Source organism: Massilia sp. TSP1-1-2 (assembly GCF_049896185.1).
Classification (GTDB): domain Bacteria; phylum Pseudomonadota; class Gammaproteobacteria; order Burkholderiales; family Burkholderiaceae_D; genus Telluria_A.
In genome coordinates this window covers 648-25,388 of the sequence record NZ_JAFCTU010000043.1, presented here as the reverse complement: position 1 = coordinate 25,388, position 24,741 = coordinate 648, and the positions used below count along the sequence as shown (strand labels likewise).

At 58.4% G+C, this 24,741-nt stretch carries 26 protein-coding genes; 20 read left to right on the top strand and 6 right to left on the bottom strand.

The genetic code is table 11. The features are described from left to right. The coding region (istB, locus tag ACP7BV_RS24350; protein ID WP_426107465.1) for an IS21-like element helper ATPase IstB at nucleotides 1–606 on the bottom strand (606 nt) is incomplete at its 3' end. Nucleotides 607–614: 8 nt separating this feature from the next. After that, nucleotides 615–2,135, bottom strand: a complete 1,521-nt coding sequence (gene istA, locus ACP7BV_RS24345; RefSeq protein ID WP_426107479.1) for an IS21 family transposase — start codon at nucleotides 2,133–2,135, stop codon at nucleotides 615–617. Nucleotides 2,136–2,609: 474 nt separating this feature from the next. On the opposite strand from istA, the gene ACP7BV_RS24340 reads away from it, so the two are divergent. The 9 genes from ACP7BV_RS24340 to ACP7BV_RS24300 all read left to right on the top strand — a co-directional run bounded on the left by ACP7BV_RS24340 (nucleotide 2,610) and on the right by ACP7BV_RS24300 (nucleotide 8,567). Then, nucleotides 2,610–2,870, top strand: a complete 261-nt coding sequence (locus ACP7BV_RS24340; protein ID WP_426107464.1) for a transcriptional regulator — start codon at nucleotides 2,610–2,612, stop codon at nucleotides 2,868–2,870. Between the two features lie 322 nt (nucleotides 2,871–3,192). Then, nucleotides 3,193–3,498 carry a KleE stable inheritance protein gene (gene kleE, locus ACP7BV_RS24335; RefSeq protein WP_426107463.1) on the top strand — a complete coding sequence of 102 codons (306 nt, stop codon included), beginning with the start codon at nucleotides 3,193–3,195 and terminating at the stop codon, nucleotides 3,496–3,498. A gap of 159 nt (nucleotides 3,499–3,657) precedes the next feature. Continuing rightward, the gene (locus ACP7BV_RS24330; RefSeq protein ID WP_426107462.1) at nucleotides 3,658–3,963 is read left to right on the top strand and encodes a TrfB-related DNA-binding protein; all 306 of its coding nucleotides are present in this window, start codon (nucleotides 3,658–3,660) and stop codon (nucleotides 3,961–3,963) included. After that, nucleotides 3,960–4,730, top strand: a complete 771-nt coding sequence (locus tag ACP7BV_RS24325; protein WP_426107461.1) for a ParA family protein — start codon at nucleotides 3,960–3,962, stop codon at nucleotides 4,728–4,730. The genes ACP7BV_RS24330 and ACP7BV_RS24325 overlap by 4 nt, the downstream gene beginning before the upstream one ends. Then, entirely contained in the window at nucleotides 4,730–5,767 is a 1,038-nt protein-coding gene (locus tag ACP7BV_RS24320) for a ParB/RepB/Spo0J family partition protein (protein ID WP_426107460.1), read from the top strand. Before ACP7BV_RS24325 ends, ACP7BV_RS24320 begins: the two co-directional genes overlap by 1 nt. 197 nt (nucleotides 5,768–5,964) lie before the next feature. Next, nucleotides 5,965–7,056 carry a DNA-binding protein gene (locus ACP7BV_RS24315; protein WP_426107459.1) on the top strand — a complete coding sequence of 364 codons (1,092 nt, stop codon included), beginning with the start codon at nucleotides 5,965–5,967 and terminating at the stop codon, nucleotides 7,054–7,056. A 215-nt stretch (nucleotides 7,057–7,271) separates the two neighbouring features. Continuing rightward, nucleotides 7,272–7,613: a KfrB domain-containing protein gene (locus ACP7BV_RS24310; RefSeq protein WP_426107458.1), complete on the top strand. Its 342-nt coding sequence runs from the start codon at nucleotides 7,272–7,274 to the stop codon at nucleotides 7,611–7,613. Between the two features lie 33 nt (nucleotides 7,614–7,646). After that, nucleotides 7,647–8,273 (top strand): IncP plasmid survival protein KfrC family protein, encoded by a 627-nt coding sequence (locus ACP7BV_RS24305; RefSeq protein WP_426107457.1) that lies wholly within the window; start codon nucleotides 7,647–7,649, stop codon nucleotides 8,271–8,273. A gap of 24 nt (nucleotides 8,274–8,297) precedes the next feature. Then, nucleotides 8,298–8,567 carry a hypothetical protein gene (locus ACP7BV_RS24300; protein ID WP_426107456.1) on the top strand — a complete coding sequence of 90 codons (270 nt, stop codon included), beginning with the start codon at nucleotides 8,298–8,300 and terminating at the stop codon, nucleotides 8,565–8,567. A gap of 193 nt (nucleotides 8,568–8,760) precedes the next feature. Here ACP7BV_RS24300 and ACP7BV_RS24295 read toward each other — a convergent pair whose 3' ends face one another. The 3 genes from ACP7BV_RS24295 to ACP7BV_RS24285 are packed head-to-tail and all read right to left on the bottom strand — an operon-like array spanning nucleotide 8,761 to nucleotide 10,315. Then, a complete protein-coding gene (locus ACP7BV_RS24295; RefSeq protein ID WP_426107455.1) occupies nucleotides 8,761–9,198 on the bottom strand; it encodes a conjugal transfer protein TraM in 438 nt (145 codons plus the stop codon). Beyond that, the gene (locus tag ACP7BV_RS24290) at nucleotides 9,198–9,926 is read right to left on the bottom strand and encodes a conjugal transfer protein TraL (RefSeq protein ID WP_426107454.1); all 729 of its coding nucleotides are present in this window, start codon (nucleotides 9,924–9,926) and stop codon (nucleotides 9,198–9,200) included. The genes ACP7BV_RS24295 and ACP7BV_RS24290 overlap by 1 nt, the downstream gene beginning before the upstream one ends. After that, the gene (locus tag ACP7BV_RS24285; protein ID WP_426107453.1) at nucleotides 9,926–10,315 is read right to left on the bottom strand and encodes a TraK family protein; all 390 of its coding nucleotides are present in this window, start codon (nucleotides 10,313–10,315) and stop codon (nucleotides 9,926–9,928) included. Before ACP7BV_RS24285 ends, ACP7BV_RS24290 begins: the two co-directional genes overlap by 1 nt. Nucleotides 10,316–10,661: 346 nt before the next feature. Between ACP7BV_RS24285 and ACP7BV_RS24280 the strand changes: the two genes are divergently transcribed. From ACP7BV_RS24280 to ACP7BV_RS24230, 11 genes are all read left to right on the top strand, one after another. After that, nucleotides 10,662–10,880 carry a hypothetical protein gene (locus tag ACP7BV_RS24280; RefSeq protein WP_426107452.1) on the top strand — a complete coding sequence of 73 codons (219 nt, stop codon included), beginning with the start codon at nucleotides 10,662–10,664 and terminating at the stop codon, nucleotides 10,878–10,880. Then, nucleotides 10,880–11,266, top strand: coding sequence for a conjugal transfer transcriptional regulator TraJ (gene traJ / locus ACP7BV_RS24275; protein ID WP_426107451.1), 387 nt, complete (start codon nucleotides 10,880–10,882; stop codon nucleotides 11,264–11,266). The genes ACP7BV_RS24280 and traJ overlap by 1 nt, the downstream gene beginning before the upstream one ends. A gap of 33 nt (nucleotides 11,267–11,299) precedes the next feature. Next, the gene (gene traI / locus ACP7BV_RS24270; RefSeq protein ID WP_426107450.1) at nucleotides 11,300–13,888 is read left to right on the top strand and encodes a TraI/MobA(P) family conjugative relaxase; all 2,589 of its coding nucleotides are present in this window, start codon (nucleotides 11,300–11,302) and stop codon (nucleotides 13,886–13,888) included. Further along, nucleotides 13,885–15,864: a type IV secretory system conjugative DNA transfer family protein gene (locus ACP7BV_RS24265; RefSeq protein ID WP_426107448.1), complete on the top strand. Its 1,980-nt coding sequence runs from the start codon at nucleotides 13,885–13,887 to the stop codon at nucleotides 15,862–15,864. The genes traI and ACP7BV_RS24265 overlap by 4 nt, the downstream gene beginning before the upstream one ends. Further along, nucleotides 15,861–16,403, top strand: coding sequence for a conjugative transfer signal peptidase TraF (gene traF / locus ACP7BV_RS24260; protein WP_426107446.1), 543 nt, complete (start codon nucleotides 15,861–15,863; stop codon nucleotides 16,401–16,403). The genes ACP7BV_RS24265 and traF overlap by 4 nt, the downstream gene beginning before the upstream one ends. An 8-nt stretch (nucleotides 16,404–16,411) precedes the next feature. Then, nucleotides 16,412–18,622 carry a DNA topoisomerase 3 gene (locus ACP7BV_RS24255; RefSeq protein WP_426107444.1) on the top strand — a complete coding sequence of 737 codons (2,211 nt, stop codon included), beginning with the start codon at nucleotides 16,412–16,414 and terminating at the stop codon, nucleotides 18,620–18,622. Between the two features lie 21 nt (nucleotides 18,623–18,643). Beyond that, a complete protein-coding gene (locus ACP7BV_RS24250; RefSeq protein WP_426107443.1) occupies nucleotides 18,644–19,018 on the top strand; it encodes a hypothetical protein in 375 nt (124 codons plus the stop codon). A gap of 44 nt (nucleotides 19,019–19,062) precedes the next feature. Continuing rightward, entirely contained in the window at nucleotides 19,063–22,971 is a 3,909-nt protein-coding gene (locus ACP7BV_RS24245) for a zincin-like metallopeptidase domain-containing protein (protein ID WP_426107441.1), read from the top strand. Nucleotides 22,972–23,024: 53 nt separating this feature from the next. Continuing rightward, complete coding sequence (gene ssb / locus ACP7BV_RS24240; RefSeq protein WP_426107478.1) at nucleotides 23,025–23,501, top strand: single-stranded DNA-binding protein; 477 nt, start codon at nucleotides 23,025–23,027, stop codon at nucleotides 23,499–23,501. A 33-nt stretch (nucleotides 23,502–23,534) separates the two neighbouring features. Further along, the gene (locus tag ACP7BV_RS24235) at nucleotides 23,535–23,834 is read left to right on the top strand and encodes a hypothetical protein (protein ID WP_426107439.1); all 300 of its coding nucleotides are present in this window, start codon (nucleotides 23,535–23,537) and stop codon (nucleotides 23,832–23,834) included. A gap of 140 nt (nucleotides 23,835–23,974) precedes the next feature. Further along, on the top strand, nucleotides 23,975–24,199 hold the full coding sequence (locus tag ACP7BV_RS24230) for a hypothetical protein (protein WP_426107438.1): 225 nt from the start codon (nucleotides 23,975–23,977) through the stop codon (nucleotides 24,197–24,199). Nucleotides 24,200–24,283: 84 nt separating this feature from the next. Here the strand turns inward: ACP7BV_RS24230 and ACP7BV_RS24225 are convergent. Further along, a partial coding sequence (locus tag ACP7BV_RS24225) for a hypothetical protein (protein WP_426107436.1) occupies nucleotides 24,284–24,741 on the bottom strand: 458 nt, incomplete at its 5' end.

The window sequence follows — 24,741 nt, the reverse complement described above, 5'->3', positions numbered from 1 at the left end:
CAGGTTCGATGTCAGGATCGTGGCCGTTCTCTCATAGCGTTCAGCAATCAGGTCGTGGAAGTCCTCGTCCTCGGGTGGCCGGAGCGGTTTCAGTCCAAAGTCATCGATGATGAGCAGTGCTACCTTGCTGAGGTACTGCATGCGGCGATCGTACGTGCCCATCGCCTGCGCGGTGCGCAGGCTGGCCATCAGCTGGGTTTGGGTAATGAACAGCACGTCATGGCCCTGGCGCGCTGCGGCATGCCCCAGGGACTGCGCAAGGTGGCTCTTGCCTGTGCCGCAGGGCCCGGCGATGAGCACCGCAACCTTTTCTTCGATGAAACGGCAGGTGGCCAGGTCATGGACTGCGGCGCGGTTCAATCCTGGCAGGCGGTCGAAGTCGAAACCGTCGAGCGTTTTCTGGTTGCGGAAGTTGGCGCGCCGCATGCGCAACGCAAGTTTCTTCTGGTCGCGACGGGCGACCTCGTCATGAATGAGCAGGCTCAGGAATTCGGTGAAGGCCAGCTTGCGGTCGATGGCTTCGCGGTTGCGCGCCTTCAGCGAGTCGAGGATGCCGGACAGGCGCAATTGCTTGAGCAGGGAAGTCAGTTCTGGAATTGGATGCATATTCGTTCTCATTGAAGGATGGTGTTGGTGGCGCGGTAGAAACGGCCGCCTTCGGTGTAGGTGCTGGCCAGCGCGTCGAACGCCGCCAGCAGGTCTTGCTGATCGAGTCCTTTCTCGAGGATGCGTTTGACGACGTTGAGGCCGGGCGTGCCGTAGTGGTTGGCGCGCGAACAGGCCGCCTCCAACCTGACGGCGCCGTATTTCTTCTGCAGCCCGAGCACGCCTTGGACGGAGCGCATGCGGATCAGTACCTTGTCGCCGAACATCGCATGGACCATGGCTGCGCATGCCGGCCCCACTCGTTCGGCCTCGGCCATGCACCATTTGGTGTCCTTTAGAAGCCAAGCCTGTGCCTCCGGCGGCATGTGGTCGGGCAAGGTCTTGCGCTCGCCCCGGTGCTTCAATCGCACATGGGTGGCGACCGGTTCATGCTCCAGGTATAGCGTCACCATGGTGTCGCTCGCCTTGAGCCAGAGTGCCTTGCCGACCAGCCGAAATGGCACGGAGTAGTAGTTGTAATCGAACTGCACATGGGTGTCGCGGTGGACCTTGACCTTGAGCCATGTGGCCAGTTGGGGTGGCACGTCGGGCAAGGGCTTGAGCAGGCTCTTCTCGACGTCGGCGAAACGCTTGAGGGGCAGTTCGCGGGTCGTGCCATGGACGCGGTTGCCGGCCGGGCCCATGACCCATTCATGCAGTTGCCGGTTGGCGTCGGCCAGGTCTCTGAACTCGCGCAGCGGCAGGAAGCTGCCCTTGATGTATTTGACGCCCGACTCCACGATGCCCTTCTTTTGCGGATCCCGGGGAGGACACGGATCGATCTTGAACCCGTATCCTTCGGCGCATTCGCCATACGAGCGCTGCACCTCCGGGTCGTACACGCAAGCGCGCGTGATGGCGCACTTGGCGTTGTCAATCGTGACGCGCTCGACTACGCCACCGAACCACTCGAAGGCGCGGCGGTGGCAGCCGAGCCAGGTGGCCACCGTCTGGTCGCGCACGAACTCCGCGTATTGGTGGCGTGACCACGCCAGCGTCATCACGAAGAACCAGGTCTTGAAGATTTCCCCTGTGTGAACGTCGGTGATGGGAGGACCCGCGCCGAAGTCGACCTGCACCGCCTCTGCCGGCTTGAACTCGAGCCGCAGCGGCACGTCGGCCACCTCGTCGACGACCAGCTGGTGCAGGAACCGGTACACGGCCGAGTAGCTGCCCGTGTAGCCGTGATTGCGCACCAGCGTGGCGTGGATGGTCGTGCCCTGGATACCGGCTGCGTACCAGTTGGCGATCTGCGCGCGCCACGGCTCCAGCGTGGATATGCAGGTGCTCGGCAGCGCTTCCTTGCGCACCAGCGCCGATGCCAGGACAGCGTCGTCGGGCAGTGCCGTGTCGGGTGCAAGCCAGCCGCGCGTGATCGCCAGCTCGCGAACCTGCGCGATCTTCTTGCGCCCCATGGTCTTGGACCGGGCTATCTCCCGGTCTGAATCTCCCTGACGCATGCGCGTCAGGATGTGACGGTATTGATACATCTCGAACCTCCGTTTTGTCACGGCTTCTCCAGGCGAAATGCCGGGAGTCTAGCCGATCAATGAAAGTTCGAGCCCCTGAACGGGTGGCCGAGTGGCGCCTTAACGCCGACAATCTTCTGGCGCCATTACGCCGACGATGAAGTGGCGCCTTTATGCCGAAAATCTTGTGGCGCCATTACGGCGACAATCTGGTGGCGCCTTAACGCCGACAACGAAATGGCTCCTTAGCGCCGGAAATTCACACCTGGCAGTTTGACGTCAGTCGCGAGACCTATTTTCAATACCTGAACATGGGGCCCGCGGTTTAATCCGGTTTTTGGTTCCACTACACCCTTAAACCCCATCCTGGCAAAGTTATTGACGAGGAAACAGCTATCGTTGATCCTTGTTAGTACGAGAATGATCGGCTGCGTTGCACGGTCAGGCCGGTCGACGGTACGTTCGAAAATTCATCAACAGAGAAGAGGATCGGGAATGACTGAGGCGATTATCAGGTCGGGCTGTCTGCAACCAGCTGTATCGTGGGAACAGCCGACTGGTGAAGAAGTCCGGGAAGTGCTGCGCCTGGCCAGACTCACGGGTGGTCAGGCCGCCAGAGCGCTGGGCCTCGGCGCCAAAGGAGATCGCACCGTACGTCGTTGGATCGGCGGCGATTCTTGCATTCCATACGCCGCCTGGGCGTTGCTATGCAACTTCGCGGGATTGGGCACAATCTGGAAGAGCAATAACGGCTAGAAGCAGGAGCGGTTTTACTCCAAGGGGAAACTTTAGCAGCTAAATTTATATCAATGTTTAGCTAAATTCTGATTGTTAGATAGGGCATTATGTCCTAATATGTATATGAGGCCAGGCATTTCGCACAGGTCGATTACCGGAGTTTCCGATGAAAGAAATCATTGGTTAAATTAAGGAATAGAGCAGGAACAACTGTGTACTGGATGGGTGGGAAGCACCCCGGAGTGATCCGGGGTGCTTGGCCGAAGCACTGACATACTTAAGCCCAGGCGCGGACACCTGCAACCAGTATTTGAACTGGAATGCGATAAGGGGTCAAGCTATGCCGAACATTGTGAAGTCTTCAGGTGCAAAGGAAGCCGCGCCGGAACAGCCGACTGAGGGACCCAAAGTGGTTACCAAGCCAGAAAACGACCCTGCCCTGCTCAAAGGGATTTGGATCGCTACCTTGTTGGTGTGGCCCATTTTGAAGTGGATCGTAGCGCTCGATTGCGTCTATCAGATGGTTCGGATGATGTACCACTGGAATACGCCAGGAAGTTTTGCCGGATTTAGGTTCTTGCTGCACTTCGGCATCTTCGTAGCACTGACCTATTTCGTGTCGCTTTACAAACCGAAGGGACTTTGAACCTTCCTTTTGCGGTCAAAAAAGTATAGCTAAAATATATCGATTTAGCTATCAAAACTGCTTGACCACGCCGCTAAGTTTAGCTAAACTTGTACTTGTCCCCGGCTGACACCGGCATTCTAAAACAAGGCGCGGAGAAAATGACAATGGGTGAGACTGATGAAAAAGAGGTTAACCGAGGCGCAGTTTCAAGGGGCCATCAAGGACTTGGAGGTCGGGCAGCAAACCATCGAGATAGCACGGGCCGTACTGGTGGACGGCCAGCCGCAAGCGGGATTCGTCAAGGCACTCGGGTTGACGAAGGGCGCGGTATCTCAGGCGGTGCAGCGGGTATGGACAGCATTCGAGAACTCGAATCTTCCCCATGGGTACGAACGGGTAACGGTGATCCTGCCAGAGTACCAGGCGTACACGGTCAAAAAATGGGCACAGGAAGCAGCCAAAAAAAGGAATTTCAAGGCATGACTCATACGATGGCAGTCGCGCAGCAAAAGGGCGGGGACGGTAAAACGGCCAGCGTCGTGCATTTCGGGTTCGACTTCTTCGAGCGCGGCAATCGTGTCGCCGTCGTCGATCTGGACACTCAAGGCAACGCGTCCCACTCGCTCAAACACTTTGCTAGCGGCTACGTGGCCAGTTCCATGTTCAGTGCCGGCGCTGACAAGTTGAGCGCGCATTTCGCCGATCTGCCTGAGGGGCCGTTGCTGCGTCTGATCGCGGCAGACAAGGACCTGGCTGACATGGAAGAGTTGAGCTTTGATGAGGCGGCCGAGTGCTTCAAATCGAACATCGAGGCGCTGGGCAAGGCCGGGTTCAACATCATCCTGATCGATAACGCGCCATCACTCGGCACCACCCTGGCGGCGTCGCTCTACGCGGCCGACAGCGTGATTTCACCGATCAAACCCGAGTACTACAGCATCATGGGGATTAAGAAGATGCTCACCGTGATCGCGAACGTTCGCAAGATCAACACCAAGCTGAAATTTCTCGGCATGGTCCCAAGCATGGTCGATATGCGCAATCCTAGTCATGTCCAGAACCTGGCCGAGCTGCAGGAAGCCTATCCGAAGCTGATGATTCCTTTGACGATAGGGCTGCGTAGCAGCATCGCTGACGCTCTTGCCGACCAGATGCCGGTATGGCAGATTAAGAAAACTTCCGCTCGCAAGGCCGCGCAGGAAATCCGTGCCTTGGCCGCGTACGCAATCGACAAAATGGAGAACAAATAATGAATGTACCTCAAACCACCGAACCGACCGTCGTGAAGAAGAAGGGCCGCTTGTCGGGCCTGCTGGACGACTCCGCTGCCGACGGCGAAGCTATCCACGAAGGAGTGAGTCAGCCGGCGCCAGTGCCAACTGGCGAAATCATGCTGTTTGACATGGACCGAATTCACCCTGACCCTGACCAACCCCGGTCCAGGGAAAATCCTGGCTTCTCGCCCGAGAGTATTGCCGAGCTGGCCTCGTCGTTCGGCCCCGCTGGTCCGAAGTCGCCCATCTCGCTGCGCGACCACCCTACGATTCCGGGCGACTTTATGATCAACCACGGTGAGCGCCGCTATTTGGCCGCGAAGGTCAAGGGATTGTCGAAGGTCGGCGGCTTCCTCGACAATAATCACAATGAGGATGACCAGGTTATCGAGAACGTGCAGCGCGAGGACATGACTCCCCGCGAAATCGCTGCCTACATCGGCCGGAAGTTGAAGAAGAATTTCAAGAAGAAGCAGATCGCCGACTTGATCGGCAAGTCGCCCTCCTTCATCACCCAGCACGCGGCGCTGCTGGATCTGCCCGAGCCGATCGCCAAGGTGTTCAACTCCGGCCGTGCAAATGACGTGACGGTCGTGAGTGAGCTGGTGACAGCCTTCAAGAAGAACCCCAAGGAAGTTGGCGCTTGGCTTGAAGATGAGACCCAGGAGGTGACGCGGGGCGAGGTCAAACTGCTGCGCGAATTTCTGGATGACAAGCGGGCCAACGAGCAGGGCGACCGGGATCCTGACACGGTTGACCTGGTGAGCGGCCAGACCGACAGCGAAGCCGGCAATGAAGAGCAAGGAAAGGAAGTGAAGAAGGAACGGGAAACCGATCCAGAAAGGTTGAAAAAGGCCATTATTCAAGTCGAGCATAATGGCCGCCCTGCCCGACTAATTCTGACCCGTCGTCCACCGGCAGAGGGATATGCCTGGATGAAGTACGACGATGATGGTGCCGAGTTCGAAGCCAGCCTGAGCGATGTAGTACTTATTGCGCTACTCGAAGGCTAGGGAATCTTCCAAGGATAATCCCACGCCCGCAATCGCGGGCTTTTTTTCGTTCACATTTTTTAGCGGCTAAAACGTTGAGGTCGGCGCACGCGTCTCAACGAAATAACTATTAATCAATAAAAATAATAATAATAATATTATTACTCGTATTATTATTATCTATGTTATTATATGGTTTCACTTTACCGGAGGCTGTGATGGAAATTTCCAAGGAACCACAGGGTCAAATGTCGAAGGAGGCATGGGAGCGTATTTCTTCTGCCGCCAATTCTCTCTATGAGGAAGCTGGCCACGCTGCATTCCCTACTGTCGATTCAGTGCGCAGGCGTGCCAAGGTAAACATGAACGATGCGAGTGCTGGCATGAAGGAGTGGCGCCGGGCTCAGACAACTCGCGTGGCGCCAGTAGCGGTACAAATCCCAGAGACGGTCCAGAACGCTAGCGCCCTCGCTCTTGCGACTCTGTGGCACGAGGCCCAGGAGTTGGCGAACGAATCTCTTCGAGCCGCCCAGATCGGCTGGGAGGCCGAACGTATCGAGGCCCAGACCTTGAATATGCAGATAGGCGACGCCTACGAGGCCCTTTCTCTCAATTTCGACGCGGCACAACAGGACGTATCGACAGTCAGGATGAATCTTGAGCAGTCTGAGGCTATCGTGCAGGACCTTCAGGTCGAGCTGGAAACGGCCAATGTCGCGCTGGCAGCAAGCAAGGCGGCAAGCGTTACTGCCGAGGCACGCACCGTGGAAATTAAACATCGCGCCGACGAGTTGCGTGCGGAACTCGATCACGCGCACCAGGACGCATCCCAGGCGCGCGGAGAGTTGGTCGCCATGCGTCAGGCCCACCAGGTCGAAGTCGAGGCGCTGAGAGCCGCTATGCTGGCCCAGCAGGCCCGGGCAGATGACACCATTGCGAAGTCTGAGGCGACAACGGTCGCGCTCAGGTCCGAACAGGCCGTCGCACATGCCAAAGCCGAGGACGCGGCCCGCACGGCAGCCGGCGTCATTGAGACACTTCGCACCGATCTGGCAACAGCCCGCGCCAAGGTCGATGCCGCCCAGGATTCACTGCTGCAGGAGCGCGCCCAGGCTGCGGCCGAGCTGCAACGCTTGGTGCAGCAAGTCGGCGAAGCCAAGACCGAGCGAGACCAAGCCATGCAAACCGCAACTCAGGCGCGTGAGGAAGCCGCCGCCCTGCGCGGAAAAATGGATGCGATTGCCGATCAAAACTCACAACTCATGCAAACGCTCAAATCGGCGCAGGCAAAAGGCGCGTCAAATATCTAAAAGGAATGATTTCATATCAATAGCTCCTGTCGTTTTATGGCAATGTTGTATAAAACTCACCACGTCTCACTTCATATGCCCCAATACGTTGAAATCGGGTTAATAAACTGATAAATCGAAAATGGATCAGCTAAAATAGCTGTTGTTTTCGCGCGACTTCTCCTATGGGGAAGTGGTTACGGCATCCATTTTTGATTTATCCACAGGAGTATTGTATGAAGCAGCGCCTTCTTGTCATGAACGGGCAGCGGTTAGTTCAGAGCGAAAAAGGCGGCAACTGGAATACCGACAAGGTGGAGAAGGCCGGGGCGGTAAAGCCAGGAATTTACAATATTCACCTGTCGGTCCAAGCCGATAAATCCAAAGCGCACGATGGTTTCGTCATCCATGCCGACAAGGAGCATGTGTACCAACAAGTGGGCAAGAGTTTTGTCAAACATGATCGCGCTGATTTCGATAAACTCCCTGAAATCGGTACCAATTCCACCATAAAGTACGATAATGGAAAGGCGACCGTGGCCTCATCTTCAATGAAAATGGGGCGCGGAATTTCCTAACGAACTTTAGCGGCTAAAATTTGGAGTCATGTGATGAGCCAACAGCGAGAGCACCTACAACAGCAGACGAGGGCAGCACAACAGGCCATCACCACCTCTTTCGAAGCCGAAGGGCAGGCCGACAGTTTGCTGGGCCGGGCGCACGCCGAGCAAGCGGAACAATCTACACTGCTCGACACCCCATCAGTCGAGAGCCAGTACACCACCGCCCTCGCCGCCCAGGTCGAGAGCAAGCATGATCAGGTGGAGCGCATCGAGGACCGCCTGGAAAGCCTGATCGAGCAACAGTCCTCACGCCTGCAGCAATCGCGATCGCAACAGCCTGGCTTGATTGCCCTGCCCAGCACCAAGGCGAAATGGCAGCAACAGGTCCAGCAGCAACAAAGCACCATGCAGCGCCTACAGAACCGGCTCGAAGCCGTGCGCGAAATCAAGGACGGCATGGGCGTTCATGGCCCGCGCATCGAGGAAATGGCGGCACGTCGGCTGCGGCACCTGGAACCCGGCCTGGCGAGCGAGTGGGACGAACAGCAGGAAGAGCTGCGCCGCGCTGTCGTAATGCAGCGTATAAAGGAAATGGAACAGCGGCAGCAATCCGCCGCCCTCGGGAAAACGCTCGGCAATTCACAGACTCTCGTGCTCGCAATCGGCACCAGGTAGTAACGATCCATTGGGAGTAAAAACATGCTCGCAAGAATCTGGATGGCTTTAGGCGTGCTGGGCAAACTTATCAGCCTGGTCGGTCATTTCACTTTCCGCGTCGCCAGCGTGGCTTTTCTGCTGCCCTGGCTGCTGCGCTTATTCGAGATTCCATCCGTGTTCGACCGCTGGCTACCCGGATTCTCGCACTGGGAACTGCTTGCAGCCGCCGCGATTGCGTATGTCGGCAGCTACCTGTTTTTGAAGGGATTCATACCCAAGGACGAATTGAGGAAAATGCTCAGCGAGCGGTAGCAGCTCCGCACCCCAACAAAAAAGCCCGCACTAAGTCGGGCTTTTTTACGCGCCACCACTCCCGTCTTCAGCGGGTTTGATATGGAAGATGCGTCTGGCCTCGACCGGCGCCGACTCGGACAGAACACGCCACCGCACAGTTCCCACCGCGTGACCGAGCCAGAATTTTCATAATGATCCTTGTAAGAGACGGTCAGCGTAGAACAGCCCACAGTGCAACAGCCGACGCTGCCATCGTAACGCAGGCCGCAAACACGTTCAGCTTTGCGATCCTATGAGCGTCGCGCACTGGCCCGGCAAACTTCGCCAGGGCGGAGTCGATTTCCGTCGCCACGCCAGCGGCCGTACTGCGCGCCCCTTCCTGCATGAGCTGGTCGATGGCATCCTTTGCGGCCGAGAGAGACGCGTTGAGGATGCGTTCTGCTTTTTCCTTGGCGTCATTCCCCCATCTGAGAGCCAGTTGCTCCAATTCCTCCTTGTACTGGTCGAGCTGGGCTTGCTGGGCCTTCGAGCTGTCGTGCAGCAGCCGATTGTTGATCGTCTGCAGCACGAGGATCGGATCGTCGCGTGATACCGCGATCCCGTGCTTGCTCGCGATTTCCTTGATGAGTTCTTCCAATTGGTCGCTCATTACAGCACCGTCGCGTTTTCCAACTGACCGTAGAACTGGCCCTTGATGATTTTCAAGCGCTGGCGAGTCATGATGGTCAGCGATTCCTGCGCAATGGCCTGGTCGAACGTCAACCGTTCCTGCAGCATGTCGCCCAGATCGCGGCCGTACGTCTCTTTCTTGAGCGCCGGAATCTGGATGATCGCGGACACTCGGCCCTTGTTGGTGGTGTAGGCCTTCATCTGCTCGAACCCCTTGCCTTCATGTTCGATCGGTCCCCAAAACGGATTGAGCCACACCACAAACAGCGCCTCGGCCGGGAACTGGCTCACGAGCTGATTGAAGCCGCTGATCGTGTCCAGGAGAGCCTGGCCACCTGTCACGACCGTATGAATAACCAGTTCATGCCCCATTTCCACCAGCAATGCCGGCACCTGGTTGCTGATGAGGAAATGGGACAGCGGCACGAACGAGCTGGCCCCGTTGTCCACGATGACATCACCCTTTGCTGCTGCGATCATTTCGATCAACGTGTCGAAACTGCGCGGATTGATTTCATCGGCCTCCATGATCTGCAGGCGCTTCACATTGAGCGCCTTGTACCCCTGGAAGGTGGAATTCACGGGATCGGTGTCGATGTTGGTGGACGGTTCTCCTCCACGTTCCCCGATGTATTGAGCCAGGATCGCGGCCGACATCGATTTTCCGACGCCCCCCTTTCCTTGCAATACGAAATGTATTTTTGCCATTATATTAATTCCTTCACGTCAGGTTGCGAGTTGAATGTAAATCCGGTTGGTGCATCCGGCGCCTTAACTTTCGGCCCTTGCTTTTGAGGAGCTGCCTTTGACTCTGGCCGACCTCGATCGACGGTTAGCCGGACCGGTAAGACTTCGGCCGGCCTGGTCGATTTGTCGCGGATGTGACGGTTCACGTAGTTGAGAAACGTGTCGTACCCGAAGGCCACCCGTTTCTCTTCGTGCATGTTGGCCCATATCGTTTTGACCGCATAACCAGCATCCACGGCCAGCTTTATGTCGTCGCGCACAGCCAAGAACGCGACCAGGTTTTTGTCGCGTTTAGTCGATTCTCGCCGCTTTACCCACTCGGCAAGTTGCTCGGGATAAGACTTCGTCATATCAACTCTTTATCTGCTGGAAGTTCCATTTCGTGTCAATTTTCAGCCGATTTTTGCCGGGCTACGCACGATTATAGGGTATGTCCGTCTTTTTTCGTCATATCCGTTGCAAAAAAGTCGTGTTTTATTGATCTAAAAGCGGATAAATCGAAAATGGAGTGGTACCATTTCTTGGCGTAATCGACTCTTTAAGTCGGGCAGGATAGGTGAAGATAGCTATCCCGCAAGCGGGATATCTCTCTTCACTCTCCCTTATTCGCGCCTGCGGCGCTCAACGGGACTCCTGCTCTGCGAGGCGGGGCGGCTACCGCCGCCAAAACCAACATCAACGACAAGGAGAAACGACATGACAGAGAAGAGCAACAGACCATTCGTCACCGACCGTGAGACGCTCACTGACGGCAGTGAGGTCTGGTATGTACTGCACGCCGACACGCTGGAGAAGATCGCGTCGGCCAGTTATGAAGCCGCCGTCAGCGACCTGGTGGTGCAACTGAATGAGGTCTGCGAGGAGTGGGCCGATGCGTCGCCCGACCACAACGTGATCGAGGAAGGATTGACGTGATGATGGACAGCACCGTGGTCGACAAGGCAACGAAGCTAACCCGAAATTACAAGCACCTTCGGGTGCCTGTCCTGCCGGATGAGGAAGAGCAAATTGCCCGCAATGCGAAGGCCGCCAACCTGCCGGTGGCGGTCTTTTTGCGCAAAATCGGACAAGGTTACGAAGCTCGTAGCATCCTGGACAATCGCCGCGTGGAAGAGCTAGTCAAGATCAATGGCGACCTCGGGCGCCTGGGCGGCCTGCTGAAACTCTGGCTGACCAATGACGTCCGGACCGCCGTGTTCGGCGAGGCAACCATACGCGCCCTACTCTCCAAAATCGAGGCGACCCAAGATCAAATGCATGAGGTCATGCGTGAGGTTTTGATACCGAGGGCGCAGCGGTGAAAACTTTAGCCGCTAAAGTTTTCGGACGGCAGCATGCTTGCTAAGCACGTTCCAATGGAGTCGGCCAAGAAGAGCGACTTCGGGGAGCTGATCGAGTACATGACGGACCCGCAAGACAAGAATGAGCGGGTCGGCACCGTTACGGTGACAAACTGCCAGTCGGACCGGGCTGAAATTGCAATGCTCGAGGTGTTCAATACCCAAATTCAAAATAAACGCTCCGGCGCTGATAAAACCTACCACCTGATCGTGAGTTTTCGTCCTGGTGAGCAGCCTGAGCTGGACGTGCTGAAAGCAATCGAAGAGCGTATTTGCGCCGGCCTCGGCTTTGTAGAACATCAGCGAATCAGCGCCGTACACCACGATACCGACAATGTGCATATGCACATTGCTATCAACAAGATTCACCCTACCCGCTACACCATCAATGAGCCGTTCAACGCCTATCACACGCTCGCTCAGCTTTGTGAAAAGCTGGAAGTCGAGTTTGGTCTTGAAAAAGACAACCACACGCCTACCAAGGGGCGCGGCGAGAACCGGGCCGCCGACATGGAACGCCATTCGGACGTTGAAAGCTTGCTAGGGTGGATCAAGCGCGAATGCCAGGAACAGATACACGCAGCGCAGTCGTGGTCGGCGCTACACGAAATCATGCGCGACCACGGCCTTGAAATCCGTGAACATGCCAACGGGCTGATTATCAGCGCCGAGAACGGCATCAGTGTCAAAGCCAGTTCGGTGCATCGGGAGTTTTCAAAGAAGAACCTGGAAGGGCGCCTGGGCAGCTTCCCGAAGTCGCAGGCGGCCAAAAATGCGCCGAAGAAGAGCTATGAAAAGAAACCGATGTGCTCGAAGGTCAACACTGTTGAACTGCACGCCAGGTACAAGCATTCGCAGCAATCGGCTATGTCAATCAGGGAGTCCGAGTGGGCGAAGGCTGTTGTCAAGAAGAACCGCCTCATTGAGGATGCCAAGCGCGCGGGCCGCTTGAAGCGGGCGGCGATCAAGATCAGCGGTGCGCCTGGGATCGGAAAAAAAGTCATGTATGCGGCAGTCAGCAAAACATTGCGCGATGACATTGCCGCGATTAACAAGGAGTATAAAAAAGAGCGCCAAGATATCTACGAGAAATATCAGCGTATGGTATGGGCCGACTGGTTGCGCAAGGAAGCTATGGCGGGCGACCAAGAGGCCCTTGAAGCGCTGCGGTCCCGCCCAGCATCGACGGGACTCAAAGGCAACACGGTGGCAGGGAAGGGCGCGCGCCAAACCGGCGCGACTCCATTCCGGCATGACAGCATCACCAAGCGCGGCACGATCATCTACAAGGTCGGCGCCAGCGCCGTGCGCGACGACGGCGACAAGCTCAACGTGTCGCGTGGCGCCGACGATGCGGCCCTACTGGCCGCGCTGCGCATGGCAGCAGAGCGGTACGGCGACATCATCACAGTGAATGGCGACGCCGCCTTTAAAGAAGGCATCGCACGGGCGGCAGCCGCCGCCAACCTCCCCATCAGCTTTGACGACGCCGCCCTGGAAGCGCGCCGTCAGCAGCTGACTAAAACCCACACTACGAAGGAGAGCAAAAATGGAACTTACAGCGGACCAAACAAGAGCCAGGTCGGAGGACGACAAGATAGCGGACGCTATGGAAGCGATGGACAGGTCGCCCGCAGCGCAGCCGCCCGCAGCGCAGCAAGCGTTGCGCGAGCCGGACATGCCGCAGGACCAGGACGACCCGGACATGCCGACAGCATTAAGCCCGACACTGGCAAAGCTGGCCAGCGCCCGTCGCCCCAAGCCCGGAACGCTGTGCGAGGTCTGCCCGAACTCGGTGTGGTTCACGTCGCCGAAAGAGGTGAAATGCTATTGCCGCGTCATGTACCTGGTGGTGTGGAGCAGCAAGGAGCCAAACCAAATAACCGGGTGCGACGGGATATACGTCGGCCAGGAGGACTAAGGCCGGTCGGCGCCATTGGATCGATCCCTACCGCAAAAGCGCACGTCGGCAAGCCCAACGTAAGCAAGCTTGGCATCCCTCCACCAGGAGCGCTAAGGCCTATCGGAGCCTTCCGATCCATCTCCTCCACAAAGGCCCATGTCGGCAAGCCCAACGTAGGCAAGCTAGGCATCACGCCACCCCCAGCGAGCAAGGATCGTCTTCGCCCCCTGTCGGAGCTGGGCGCCATCAGTATCGGCGACCGCGGCGGCGCAGACGCGCCGATCCCGAAGCCAGCACCGCAGTCGCCAGCACCGCAGTCGCCAGCACCGAAGGCGGCACGTGCGGACGCCGGAATTCGCCGCGACATATTCAGATTGGAAACAGAATCGCTTGGCGATGCCGCCGCAGACAAATATGTCGCTGAGCGGGAACAAAAGCGGATCATATTATTCGATATACCGAAGCACATACGATACAATTTTACTAATGATGTAACCGTACTTTTCGGCGGCTTGCGCCGAATCGACGGGCAGGCCCTGGCCCTGCTCAAGCAGGGCGAAGAGGTCATCGTCTTGCCTATAGACGACGCAACGGCACGGCGCCTCAAGCGGGTTACGGTTGGGGAGCAGATAGGCGTGACTGCCAAAGGTGCCATCAAAACGAAAGGAAGAAGCAGATGAACGACCGATTCAACAATGCAGTCGGACCGCAGGTACGTACCAAGAAGAAAGGACCTGGGAAAGTTATCCCGGCTCTTGTGGCCTTGTCGCTGGGGGGAGGTCTGCAGGCAGCAACGCAGTTCTTCGCGAACGACATGCGCTACCAGGGCGCACTCGGCGCGCACATCAATCACTTTTACGTACCGTGGGGAATCGTCCAATGGGCGACCAAGTGGTACGGGCAGTATCCGGATGCGTTCATGCGCGCGGGCAGCGTCGGCGTGTCCCTGGCCGGCGTCAGCCTCATCAGCCTGGCGGTTGTCAAGATGGTCTTGGCGAACACGGCGAAGGCTAATGAATTCCTACACGGTTCGGCTCGCTGGGCGAACAAAAAGGACATCCAGGATTCGGGATTGTTGCCGCGCCCGCTCAAGTGGCACGAAATCGTGCGCGGCGTAAAGCCAGCCGGCAGCAGCGGAGTGTACGTCGGCGCGTGGGTGGACAGCGACGACAAGCTGCAGTACCTGCGCCACGACGGTCCTGAGCATTGTCTGATGTATGCGCCTACGAGGTCAGGCAAAGGCGTGGGGCCTGTAACGATGACGCTGCTTTCCTGGCCTGGCAGCTGTCTGGTCACAGATCTGAAAGGCGAGTTGTGGGCCATGACGGCCGGGTGGCGTAAAGAGTACGCGAAAAACAAGATGCTGCGTTTCGAGCCCGCTGATCCGAACTGTGACGTATTTTTTAACCCAATGGACGAAATCGGCATCGGTACCGGCAAGGAAGTCGGAGACGTGCAAAATCTGGCAACCTTGATTGTTGATCCGGAGGGAAAGGGTTTGGAGTCGCACTGGCAGAAGACCAGCCAGGCGCTCCTTGTGGGCGTCATTTTGCATGCAATGTACAAGAGGAAAAACGACGGCACTCCGGCAACGCTACCGTACGTTGACCACATGCTGGCCGATCCCGACCGAAGCACCGCCGAACTATGGATGGAAATGGCGACCTACGGGCACGTAGACGGCAAGAACCATCCGGTCGTAGGCGCCGCCGCTCGCGACATGATGGATCGCCCGGAAGAGGAGGCTGGATCGGTTCTGTCTACCGCCAAGTCCTACCTTGCCCTGTACCGTGATCCCATCGTGGCGCGCAACGTCAGCTCGTCCAGCTTCCGTATCAAAGACCTGATGAACCACGACAGCCCGGTCAGCCTTTACATCGTCACTCAGCCCACGGACAAGAATCGCCTGCGTCCCTTGGTGAGGATAATGTTGAACCAGATCGTGCGGCTGCTGGCCGATAAGATGGAGTTCGAGCGTCTCAAGGCTGACATGCCATTGTGGCGGCGCATGCTTGCAAAATTGGGCTTCGAGCAGATGGCGACCACCTACGTTCGTTCCAAGAAAGGGTACAAACATAGGCTGCTTGGCATGATTGACGAATTTCCCTCGCTGGGAAAATTGGAAATTATGGAGGAGTCGCTTGCCTTTGTCGCAGGCTATGGCATCAAGTTCTACCTCATCTGCCAAGACATCAACCAGCTTAAAAGCCAGAAGTCCGGGTATGGCCCGGATGAAACCATCACATCGAACTGCCATGTCCAGAACGCCTACCCGCCAAACAGGCTCGAGACGGCCGAGCACCTGTCGAAACTGACCGGTGTAACGACGGTGGTGAAGGAACAGATCACGACCAGTGGCAAACGGACCAGTGCCTTGCTTGGCCAGGTCTCGCGCACTATCCAGGAGGTGCAACGCCCTCTGCTGACCACCGATGAGTGTCAGCGAATGCCTGGACCAAAGAAGGACGGTGACTTGATCGTGGAAGCCGGCGACATGGTGATCTATGTCGCCGGTTTCCCGGCCATCTACGGCCGTCAGCCGTTGTACTTCCAGGACAAAATCTTTACGGCGCGGGCTGCCGTTGAAGAACCCAAACACAGCGACAAGGTGCGCAACGTCGCAGCCGCAACGGAAGAGAAAGTGATCGAGATATGAAAATCAAGCTCATCCTACGCAAGATCACTGTCGTGACGGCCATTGCGGGCCTTTCCGTCACCGCCCTCGGCTTGCTGTTCTACGTCGCTGGCGGCCGGGTCAATACAACCAAAAGCATTCCGGTCGGCCTGTATTGGACCAGCAGCAAGCCGGTGGAGAAGGGCGCGTACGTTCTACTGTGCCCGCCACCAGGAGAAGTCATCGCCGAGGCGAAGCGCAGGGGATATCTGACTACCGGCGTTTGCCCCGGAAAGCTCGGCTACATGATGAAGAAAGTTTTAGCCGCTAAAGACGACGCCGTAGCAATCACTGATGCCGGCGTGACGGTCAACAGCACCATGCTGCCGCTCAGCGCGCCGATGGCGATGGACAAGTTCGGGCGCCCGCTGCCGCGCTACCAGCACACCAATTTCACCATCAGCGACAACGAAGTTCTGGTCATGTCGGACGTAAACGGGAAGTCGTTCGACGGCCGCTACTTCGGCCCCATTCTGCGTTCCCAAATTAAGACCGTCATCGTGCCGGTCTTCACCTGGTAGGAGGAGTTATGAGACTGTTCATTGCGGAAAAGCCGGACCTGGCGAAAGCCATCGTCGAAGGCCTCGGCGGCGGTAGCCGGAAGGACGGCTACTACGAGTGCGGCAACAACAAAGTGGCTTGGTGCTTCGGCCATATGCTGCAACTGCTGGACCCCGAAGACTACGACGAACGCTACAAAGTCTGGTCGATGGCCGACCTGCCCATGTCCCATATCCCTTGGCGCAAGAAGCCAAGCGGGGACGCGAGCAGCCAGAAGCAGCTCAAAGTCATCACCGACCTACTCAAACAGGCCACTAGCGTCGTTAACGCCGGCGACCCAGACGAAGAAGGCCAGCTCCTGGTCGATGAAATCCTGGAGTACGTCAATTGCCGGCTTCCGGTGCAACGTGTCCTTATCAACAACAACACCACCATCGCCGTCAAGAAGGCGCTGGCAAGCATGCGGGACAACAAGGAATTTGCGGGACTGTCGGCCGCCGCAGAAGCGCGAAGTGTCGGCGACCAGCTCTACGGGTACAACCTCACCAGGGCATACACGCTGGCCGCGCGTGCGAAGGGTTATCAGGGCGTGATGAGCGTGGGGCGCGTCCAAACCCCCATCGTGGGGCTTGTGGTGCGCCGCACCCGCGCCTTCAAGGCGCATGAAAAAGCCTACTACTACAACGTCACGGGCAAGTTCGCCGTGGAAGGTGTTGACTTCCCGGCCCGCTACCAGGTTGTCGATGGCGACCCGGTGGACGAGAAACGCCGGCTAACCAGCGAGGCGCACGCGCAGGGTATCGCCGATGCCGTCAAGGGGAAACCGGCGCGTATCATCAGCGCCGCCACCACGCACGAGGAAAAGCACCCCCCGTTGCCGTACAACCTGCTAAAGCTGCAGACGGACGCCTCACGCAAGTATGGCTACAAACCAGACGAGACCAAGGACATTACCCAATCCCTGCGCGAAAGGCACAAGCTCATTACGTACAACCGCAGCGATTGCGAATATTTGAGCGACGAGATGCATGCGGAAGCGCCGGGCGTCCTGGCGGCCGTCGCAAAGACGGCGCCGCTGCTGGCCGGCGCCGCGCAGCGCGGCGACCCAAGCATCAAAAGCCGTGCCTTCAACTCGGCCAAGGTCTCGGCTCACCATGGCATCATCCCGACCGAGACCGTAGCGGACATGGCGAACCTGAGCGAGGGCGAGCAGAAAATCTATCTGCTGATCGCACGCGCCTACATCGCCCAATTCTGGCCGAAGCAGCAGTTCGACCGTACCGACGTTCTGGTCGAAGTTGCAGGCCACCGCTTCGCGGTGCGCGCCGACATAACAACCCGCCTTGGCTGGGCTGCGCTGTACAAGAACGATACCGGGAATGAAGACCTGGAAGGCGATGAGAACGCCGTCGAGGTTGATATTCGCACGCTGCGCAACGGTATGGGTGGCACCTGCACAGACGCCGAGGCGGTCAAGCAGGAGACCAAGCCACAGCCGCTGTACACGATGGCGACCCTGCTGGCCGACCTTACCCGCGTGGCGAAATACATTCGCGACGACCGTCTGCGCAAGCTGCTGCTGGACAAGGACAAGGACAAGGGCAAGGAAGGTGAGCATGGCGGGATCGGCACGCCGGCCACCAGGGACAGCATCATCAAGACTCTGTTCGACCGGGCTTACCTGGTCGAGCAGGGCAAGAACATCGTGCCAACCAAAACGGCCGAGGAATTCTACGACGCCTTGCCTGACCAGGCGAAATTCCCGGACATGACTGCGCTTTGGCACGAACAGCAAAAGGCCATCAAGGCAGGCGAACGCGATACCGTCTCGTTCGTGACCGAGCTGATGGAATACATCGCTGGCGAAGTTGGTGGGGTCAAGGAGCATGGGCTTGATATCAAGGTAGATATCCATCCCTGCCCGACATGCGCGAAGCCCCTGGCGCGCATCAAGAAGAAGGACAAGCTGGAATTTTTTTGGGGCTGCAGCGCCTATGCCGATGGCTGCAAATACTCATGCGAGGACAAGGCAGGCAAACCCGTCCCAAAAGAAGTCGCGAAGGTCTCCGAACTGCACAAGTGTATGTCGTGCGGCAAAGGCCTGTCTCGCCGGCCGAGTCCGAAAAAGAAGGGCGCGTTTTGGTGGAGCTGCAGCAATTACCCTACCTGCAAGCAGTCGTACAACGATGTAAAGGGCAAACCCGACTACAGCAAACCCAGGTCTGCAGCCGCCGCGTAATCAACTTTCAAGGAGTAAATCATGAACGAGCATAGCGCCACCATCATTCCCATTGAGACCGACGCAACCGACACAGCGATCCAGGAGCTGATCGCGACCGACGACGCCGGCAATGGCGCCGACAATGGCGCGGGCCCCAGCGCCGTCATCGAAAAGCTGCGGGACGCTCTGACGCCAGGCTACCAGGCCGAGTTCGATCCGGCCGAGGCCGAGGCGGCCGGCGCGTTCCAGGAGGATGCGTTGAGCGAGGGCGATGCGCTCGCCAGCTCGCACGACACGTTGCATTTTACGGAACCCGCCGAACTGGCGCAGGCCTTGCTGTACGCGCCCCCACGCTCGGGCATGGGCGTCCATCCCGTCTTGCGTGGCGCGTTCTACACGCGCGTTAAAAAATAAGCGGGGTGTTGTTCCACGATTATGAATTGCGAAGAGGTGACCACATGGAAAACGAAAAGAAGCCGTTCCACGAAACCGTCGCGGAAAAGCTGATCGAGCAGCTAAAGCAAGGCACCGCGCCATGGCAGAAGCCGTGGGAGCCAGGCGAGGCCGGCGCCAACATGCCGGTCAATCCGACCACCGGCAAGCGTTACAAGGGCATCAATGCCCTGCAGCTCATGAGCGAGGGCCGCGAGGACCAGCGCTGGATGACGTACAAGCAGGCTGCGGCTGTCGATGCTCAGGTGCGCAAGGGCGAGAAAGGCACGCCAATCCAGTACTGGAAATTCAGCGAGGACCAGAACAAAACGGACGCGGCCGGCAAGCCGATCCTCGACGGCCGGGGCGAGCCGATCAAGGAAACCGTCAAGCTTGAGCGTCCCCGGGTGTTCTTCGCGACCGTGTTCAACGCCGAGCAGATCGACGGACTGCCGCCGCACCAACCACGCCCAACACAGGCCTGGAATGCCGTTGAACGCGCCGAGCAAATCATGCAGGCTTCGGGCGCGACGATCCGTCACGGCGAGCATGATCGCGCTTTTTATCGACAATCCAGCGACAGCATCCACTTGCCGAAAAAGGACCAGTTCGCGACAGCGGACAATTACTACGCGACGGCTCTGCACGAGCTGGGGCACTGGACCGGACACGGCACGCGCCTGGACCGCGACATGGTGCATCCGTTCGGCAGCGAAGGCTATGCCAAGGAAGAACTGCGCGCCGAGATCGCAAGCATGATCCTCGGCGACGAGCTGGGCATCGGCCATGATCCAGAGCAGCACGCCGCCTATGTCGGGTCTTGGATCAAGGCCCTCGAGGATGATCCGCTCGAAATTTTCCGCGCAGCGGCTGATGCCGAAAAAATTCAGGAGTACATCATGGGCCTGGAACAAAAACAAGTGCAGGAACAGGCCGCCGCGCAAGCGTCGGCCCAGGAGCCACAGCCGGTGGCATATCTCGACCTGGAAGGCGTAGTCCGTGCGGGCGACCACACCGAGCTGCCCGCAGACTGGCATGGCGTCATTAAGGAAGAGGGCGAATTTTGGCAAGTCGGCCCGGTTGCCGCCGATGGCAACCGGACATTCATTCTGCTCGCCGCCACCACACTCGGAGAGGCAGAAGTTGAAGGAATCCGGGCCCAAGGCTTGGCCGCAGATATCACCGACGTGATTGCGGCGCCGGAATCGGCTTACAGCACTTTCCAGGTATTCGATAAGGAAGAGCTTGCCGATACCTTGCGGCGCTACCAGTTCAACACGGTACGCGATGTAACTGGCCACGATCCGGCGCAGTTCCTGGAAACGGCGCTGGCGAAGCTGTCGCCCGTATTCGGCATCGAGGTTGACCACGCGGCCGTGGCCGATCCTGCGTACATCGAGCGGCAAGGTCTTGCCCAGGAGTTCGCCAACAAGGCCGAGCAGCTGATGATGCCGCTCAAGCAGCAGGCCATGAAGGCTGAAATGGGCATTCCGAAACAGCCGGTCGTGCTGCAGGCTGGCGCGGATCGCGCCGAGGCCTGGACGCTCGCGCGCATCGAGAAGGACAGCTTGGCGCGCGCCATGGACGGCGCCAGCCAGGCCCAGCTCAAGCGCATTGAATCCGTTCTTGACGATATGGAACCGCTGTCGGCCGACAATCCGTTCTGGCAGCGCAACAAGCTGCCGCAAGACCTGGCAGCGCTGGGCGAGAAGATCGAGAGCGCGAAAGAGCTGGTGACGGTGCGCCAGGCCGACGCCATCGTTGCTGCCGCCAGGCTCGACCTGGTGACGGGTCAGGCGTTTGGCCGCGAGCGCGCCGGCGACGGCGCCACGCTCGATCGCGAGGCCGAGGACAACCTTGGCTTCACCCTGCCGCATAATTGGACCGGCCTGGTTCAGGTGCAGGGCAACATCAAGCGCGACATTGACGGCGAAATGATCGTGCTGCCGGCCGCGAACCGGGGTGAAAAACCCGAATTTTGGGGCGTCTATGCCCAACTTCGCGACGGTTCTCATGAACACCTGGCCGACCGGCCTACCGAACTGCAGGCCGACGAGCTGGCCGAACGCTTGGCCGTGATCGACGCCAGGTCCACGATCAGCGAGCACGAAAAGGCGGCCAAGCTGGCCCGCGTCAACGAGGAACGGGTTCGGCGCAACCCGGACAGCACCGACGAGGATATTTCCGCGGCTAAAGACGCCCGCAAGAACGCCGAGTTCGCCGCGACCACCAACGACGCCGACCTGCAGCGCCGGATCGAGTTTGAAGAGCGTCAGCGTAGCCAGCAAGCGGCACCGGCAGAAGCGCGCCAGGATGCGCCGAAAAACCTGATCGCCGTTCCGTACAAGGAAAAGGAAGAAGCGAAGGCGCTGGGGGCGAAATGGGACCGCAAAGAGCAGTCCTGGTACGTGCCACAGAATGTCGATCCGGCCCCGTTCGCGAAATGGGCGCAGCAGCCGGCCAAAACGGTCGCAGTCGAGGCGCAAGCACCTGCTACGCCCTCAGGCAAGGCCGCAGTCTCCAAGGCCGTAGAGGGCCGCGTCTACCTGGCTGTTCCATACAGCGACCGCACGGAAGCGAAAGCGGCCGGCGCCGAGTGGGACAAGGCGGCAAAGTCCTGGTACGCGGGCCAAAAGGCCGACATGGCGAAGCTGGACAAGTGGAAGCCGGAAAACGTACCTGTCCAGCAGGGACCGGCGATGACGCCAAGGGAAGAGTTCGCCGACGCGCTGCGCTCGATTGGCTGCGTGGTCCCTGCCGGCAGCAAGCACCCGATAATGGACGGCGAAAAGCACCGTGTCAGCGTCGAGGGGGAGAAATTCAGCGAAAAGTCCGGGTCGGGATTTTATGTCGGCCACATGGACGGGCATCCGGCTGGCTACATGAAGAACAACCGAACCGGCACCGACCTTACCTGGAAGGCCAAGGGTTACACGTTCGATCCCGAACAAAAAGCACTGCTGGCGGCCGAGGCGGCCCAGAAGCTGCAGCAGCGCGAGGCTGACCTGTCCAAGCAGCAGGAGCAGGCCGCTAAGCGGGTCGGCAAGGAGCTGAGCAAACTGGTTCCGGTGGCGGTGGCAACGCCGTACATGCAAGTCAAGGGCATCGAGCCGCATGCCGGCGCGCTGACCGACAAGGACGGCAAAAAGACCTACGTGCCGGCGATCGATGTGGACGGCAAGCACTGGACGACGCAGTACATCAAGGAAGACGGCACCAAGCGCTTCGCCAAGGACAGTAAGAAGGAAGGTTGCTTCCACGTCGTCGGCGGCATGGCCGAGCTGGCGAAGGCGCCAGCCATCGTCATCGGCGAGGGATACGCGACCGCCGCCAGCCTGAAACAGTCACTCGGATTCGCTACGGTGTCGGCGTTCGACTCGGGCAACCTGGCGGCCGTGGCGCAGGCGTTGCACCAAAAATTTCCGGACAAGCCGGTCGTGATTGCCGGCGACGACGATCGGCACCTGGAAGCAACTCAGGGCGCCAATCCCGGCCGCAGCAAGGCTGAGGAAGCGGCCAAGCTGGTCGGCGGCATGCTGATGATGCCGATCTTCTCGCCAGGCGAGAACAGCTACCCGGCCGGTCTGGAGCCCGTTACGCCGGACCAGTACCGCGAGCACCAGCGCACCGGCAAGGTCCTGAGCGACGAGCAAATGGAGGCGCTGGCGCAGATGAAGCAGTTCACGGATTTCAATGACCTGGCGAACAAGAGTGTGCTGGGAGCGGAAGGGATCGACCGCCAGGTACGGTCCCTGGTCGAATCCGTAATCGAGAAGCATCAGGCGGCGCTGTCGCAGTCCGAGCAACAGCAGCATGAACAGCAGCATGAACAGCAGCAGGATCGCAGCGCCACCGTGGAACTTAAGAAGGTACAACAGTCGCAGCAGGCCGCGGCCGCGGCACCTAAGCGCCGCAGGGCCGCGAAAGTCGCGTAGTCAATCGCAGGGCGGTCAATTCGACTCGCCCGGCTCACCATATGGAGAAAATCATGGCATCCGTCAATAAAGTCATCATCGTGGGCAACCTCGGCCGAGATCCCGAAATCCGCTACATGCCCAGCGGTGACGCCATTGCAAACATCGCGGTGGCCACCTCGTACAAATCCAAGGACAAGAATACGGGTGAACAAAAAGAACTGACCGAGTGGCACCGAATTTCCTTCTTCGGCCGCCTGGCGGAAATCGTCGGCCAGTATCTCAAAAAAGGTTCGTCGGTGTATGTCGAGGGACGCCTGCAGACGCGCAAGTACACCGACAAGGACGGCGTGGAAAAATACGCTACCGAGATCATCGCCGAGACGATGCAAATGCTTGGCGGCCGCCCAGGCGGGGACGATGCGCAGGGCGGCCACGAGACGCCGGCACGCCAGGCACCGCCTCCCCAGGCACCCGTCGGCCGGCCAGCGCCGCAGTCACAACCGGCCCGAGGAGGCTTTTCGGACATGGACGATGACATACCGTTTTAGAGCAGGACGCCTCAACCATTGAAAAGGATCAGCATGAAAACTAATCACAATCAGGACGCCTGCTACACATCGGCGCAACTCGCGAAAATGCTGCTGCCAGCCGGCAGCGAGTACACGCTCGATCACGTAGAAGGCGCGCTTGAAGAAATTACGATCATCAGTCTCGCGCGTAACTACTCGCTCGTGATCGACCGCGCCGAGGTGGTGCACGAGGTGAAAGAAATGGGAACGATGATGGAGGGGATCGTGGCGCAGCTTGAAGCAATTACGTTCACTTGCCAATGGGTGCTGCCCAAATTTGACCGGAACATTGCAGGCTTCCGTTTAGTTTAACCACATACTTAGCGTGTGCCGCACTGGCTGGGTTCCGGAATAATGATCAGATCATAAGGTGGTGGAGGACGCGGGCGGCCGACTGTCGGTGATCCTGGCCGGCCCATCCCAAACTGCGCAACGACCTGCGCCGGCCGACGATGGAGGAAATCGGCTACCGCACCGACATCTTCAATCTGGACGGCATCGCCGGCAGCCAGCGCGACTACATCCATTGGCTGCTCGGTGTCAGCACCGGCAACATGGCCGAGCCAGTGGATTCAGCAACCAGCTCGAACCGAAACGCACGGCTGAGATCCGCGAGCGCATGCTGGCGGCGGGCTTGCAGACAGTGTGAGCATGCGCGCTTCGTCATTTGCAGTTAATTCGAGCCGAAATCGGCGTCGAATGCGCGCACGGGCGATTTCAAACGCCAGCCGCTACAGGTAGAAATTAAACAGCAGACAGATTCAAAGTGGTTTGTAGCTATCGTTTACAACGTCATATGCCCATACTTGACCTGCCGAACTGATTTTGTAGGTGTCTCGAAGGGGGGCTACCCCTGGATCGCCACCACATCGTTTGTCATGTACTTCGCGTGCTTCAAATTCCCAGACCGTGGCTTTTGATTCTGCAGGAGGATTACCTCCGCTCATAAAAAATAGGCAGTCGAGACTTTCAATCTTACGGGCCTTGAGTTCAGACATCAGCAAATTCAGTGCCTGTTTTTCTGATATCTTCTCTGTTGCACTGGCATGTTTATTAGTTGGAACAGCATCAAGTGGTTTGTAGCTATCGTTTACAACGTCATATGCCCATACTTGACCTGCCGAACTGATTTTGTAGGTTTCTCGAAGGGGGGCTACCCCTGGATCGCCACCACATCGTTTGTCATGTACTTCGCGTGCTTCAAATTCCCAGACCGTGG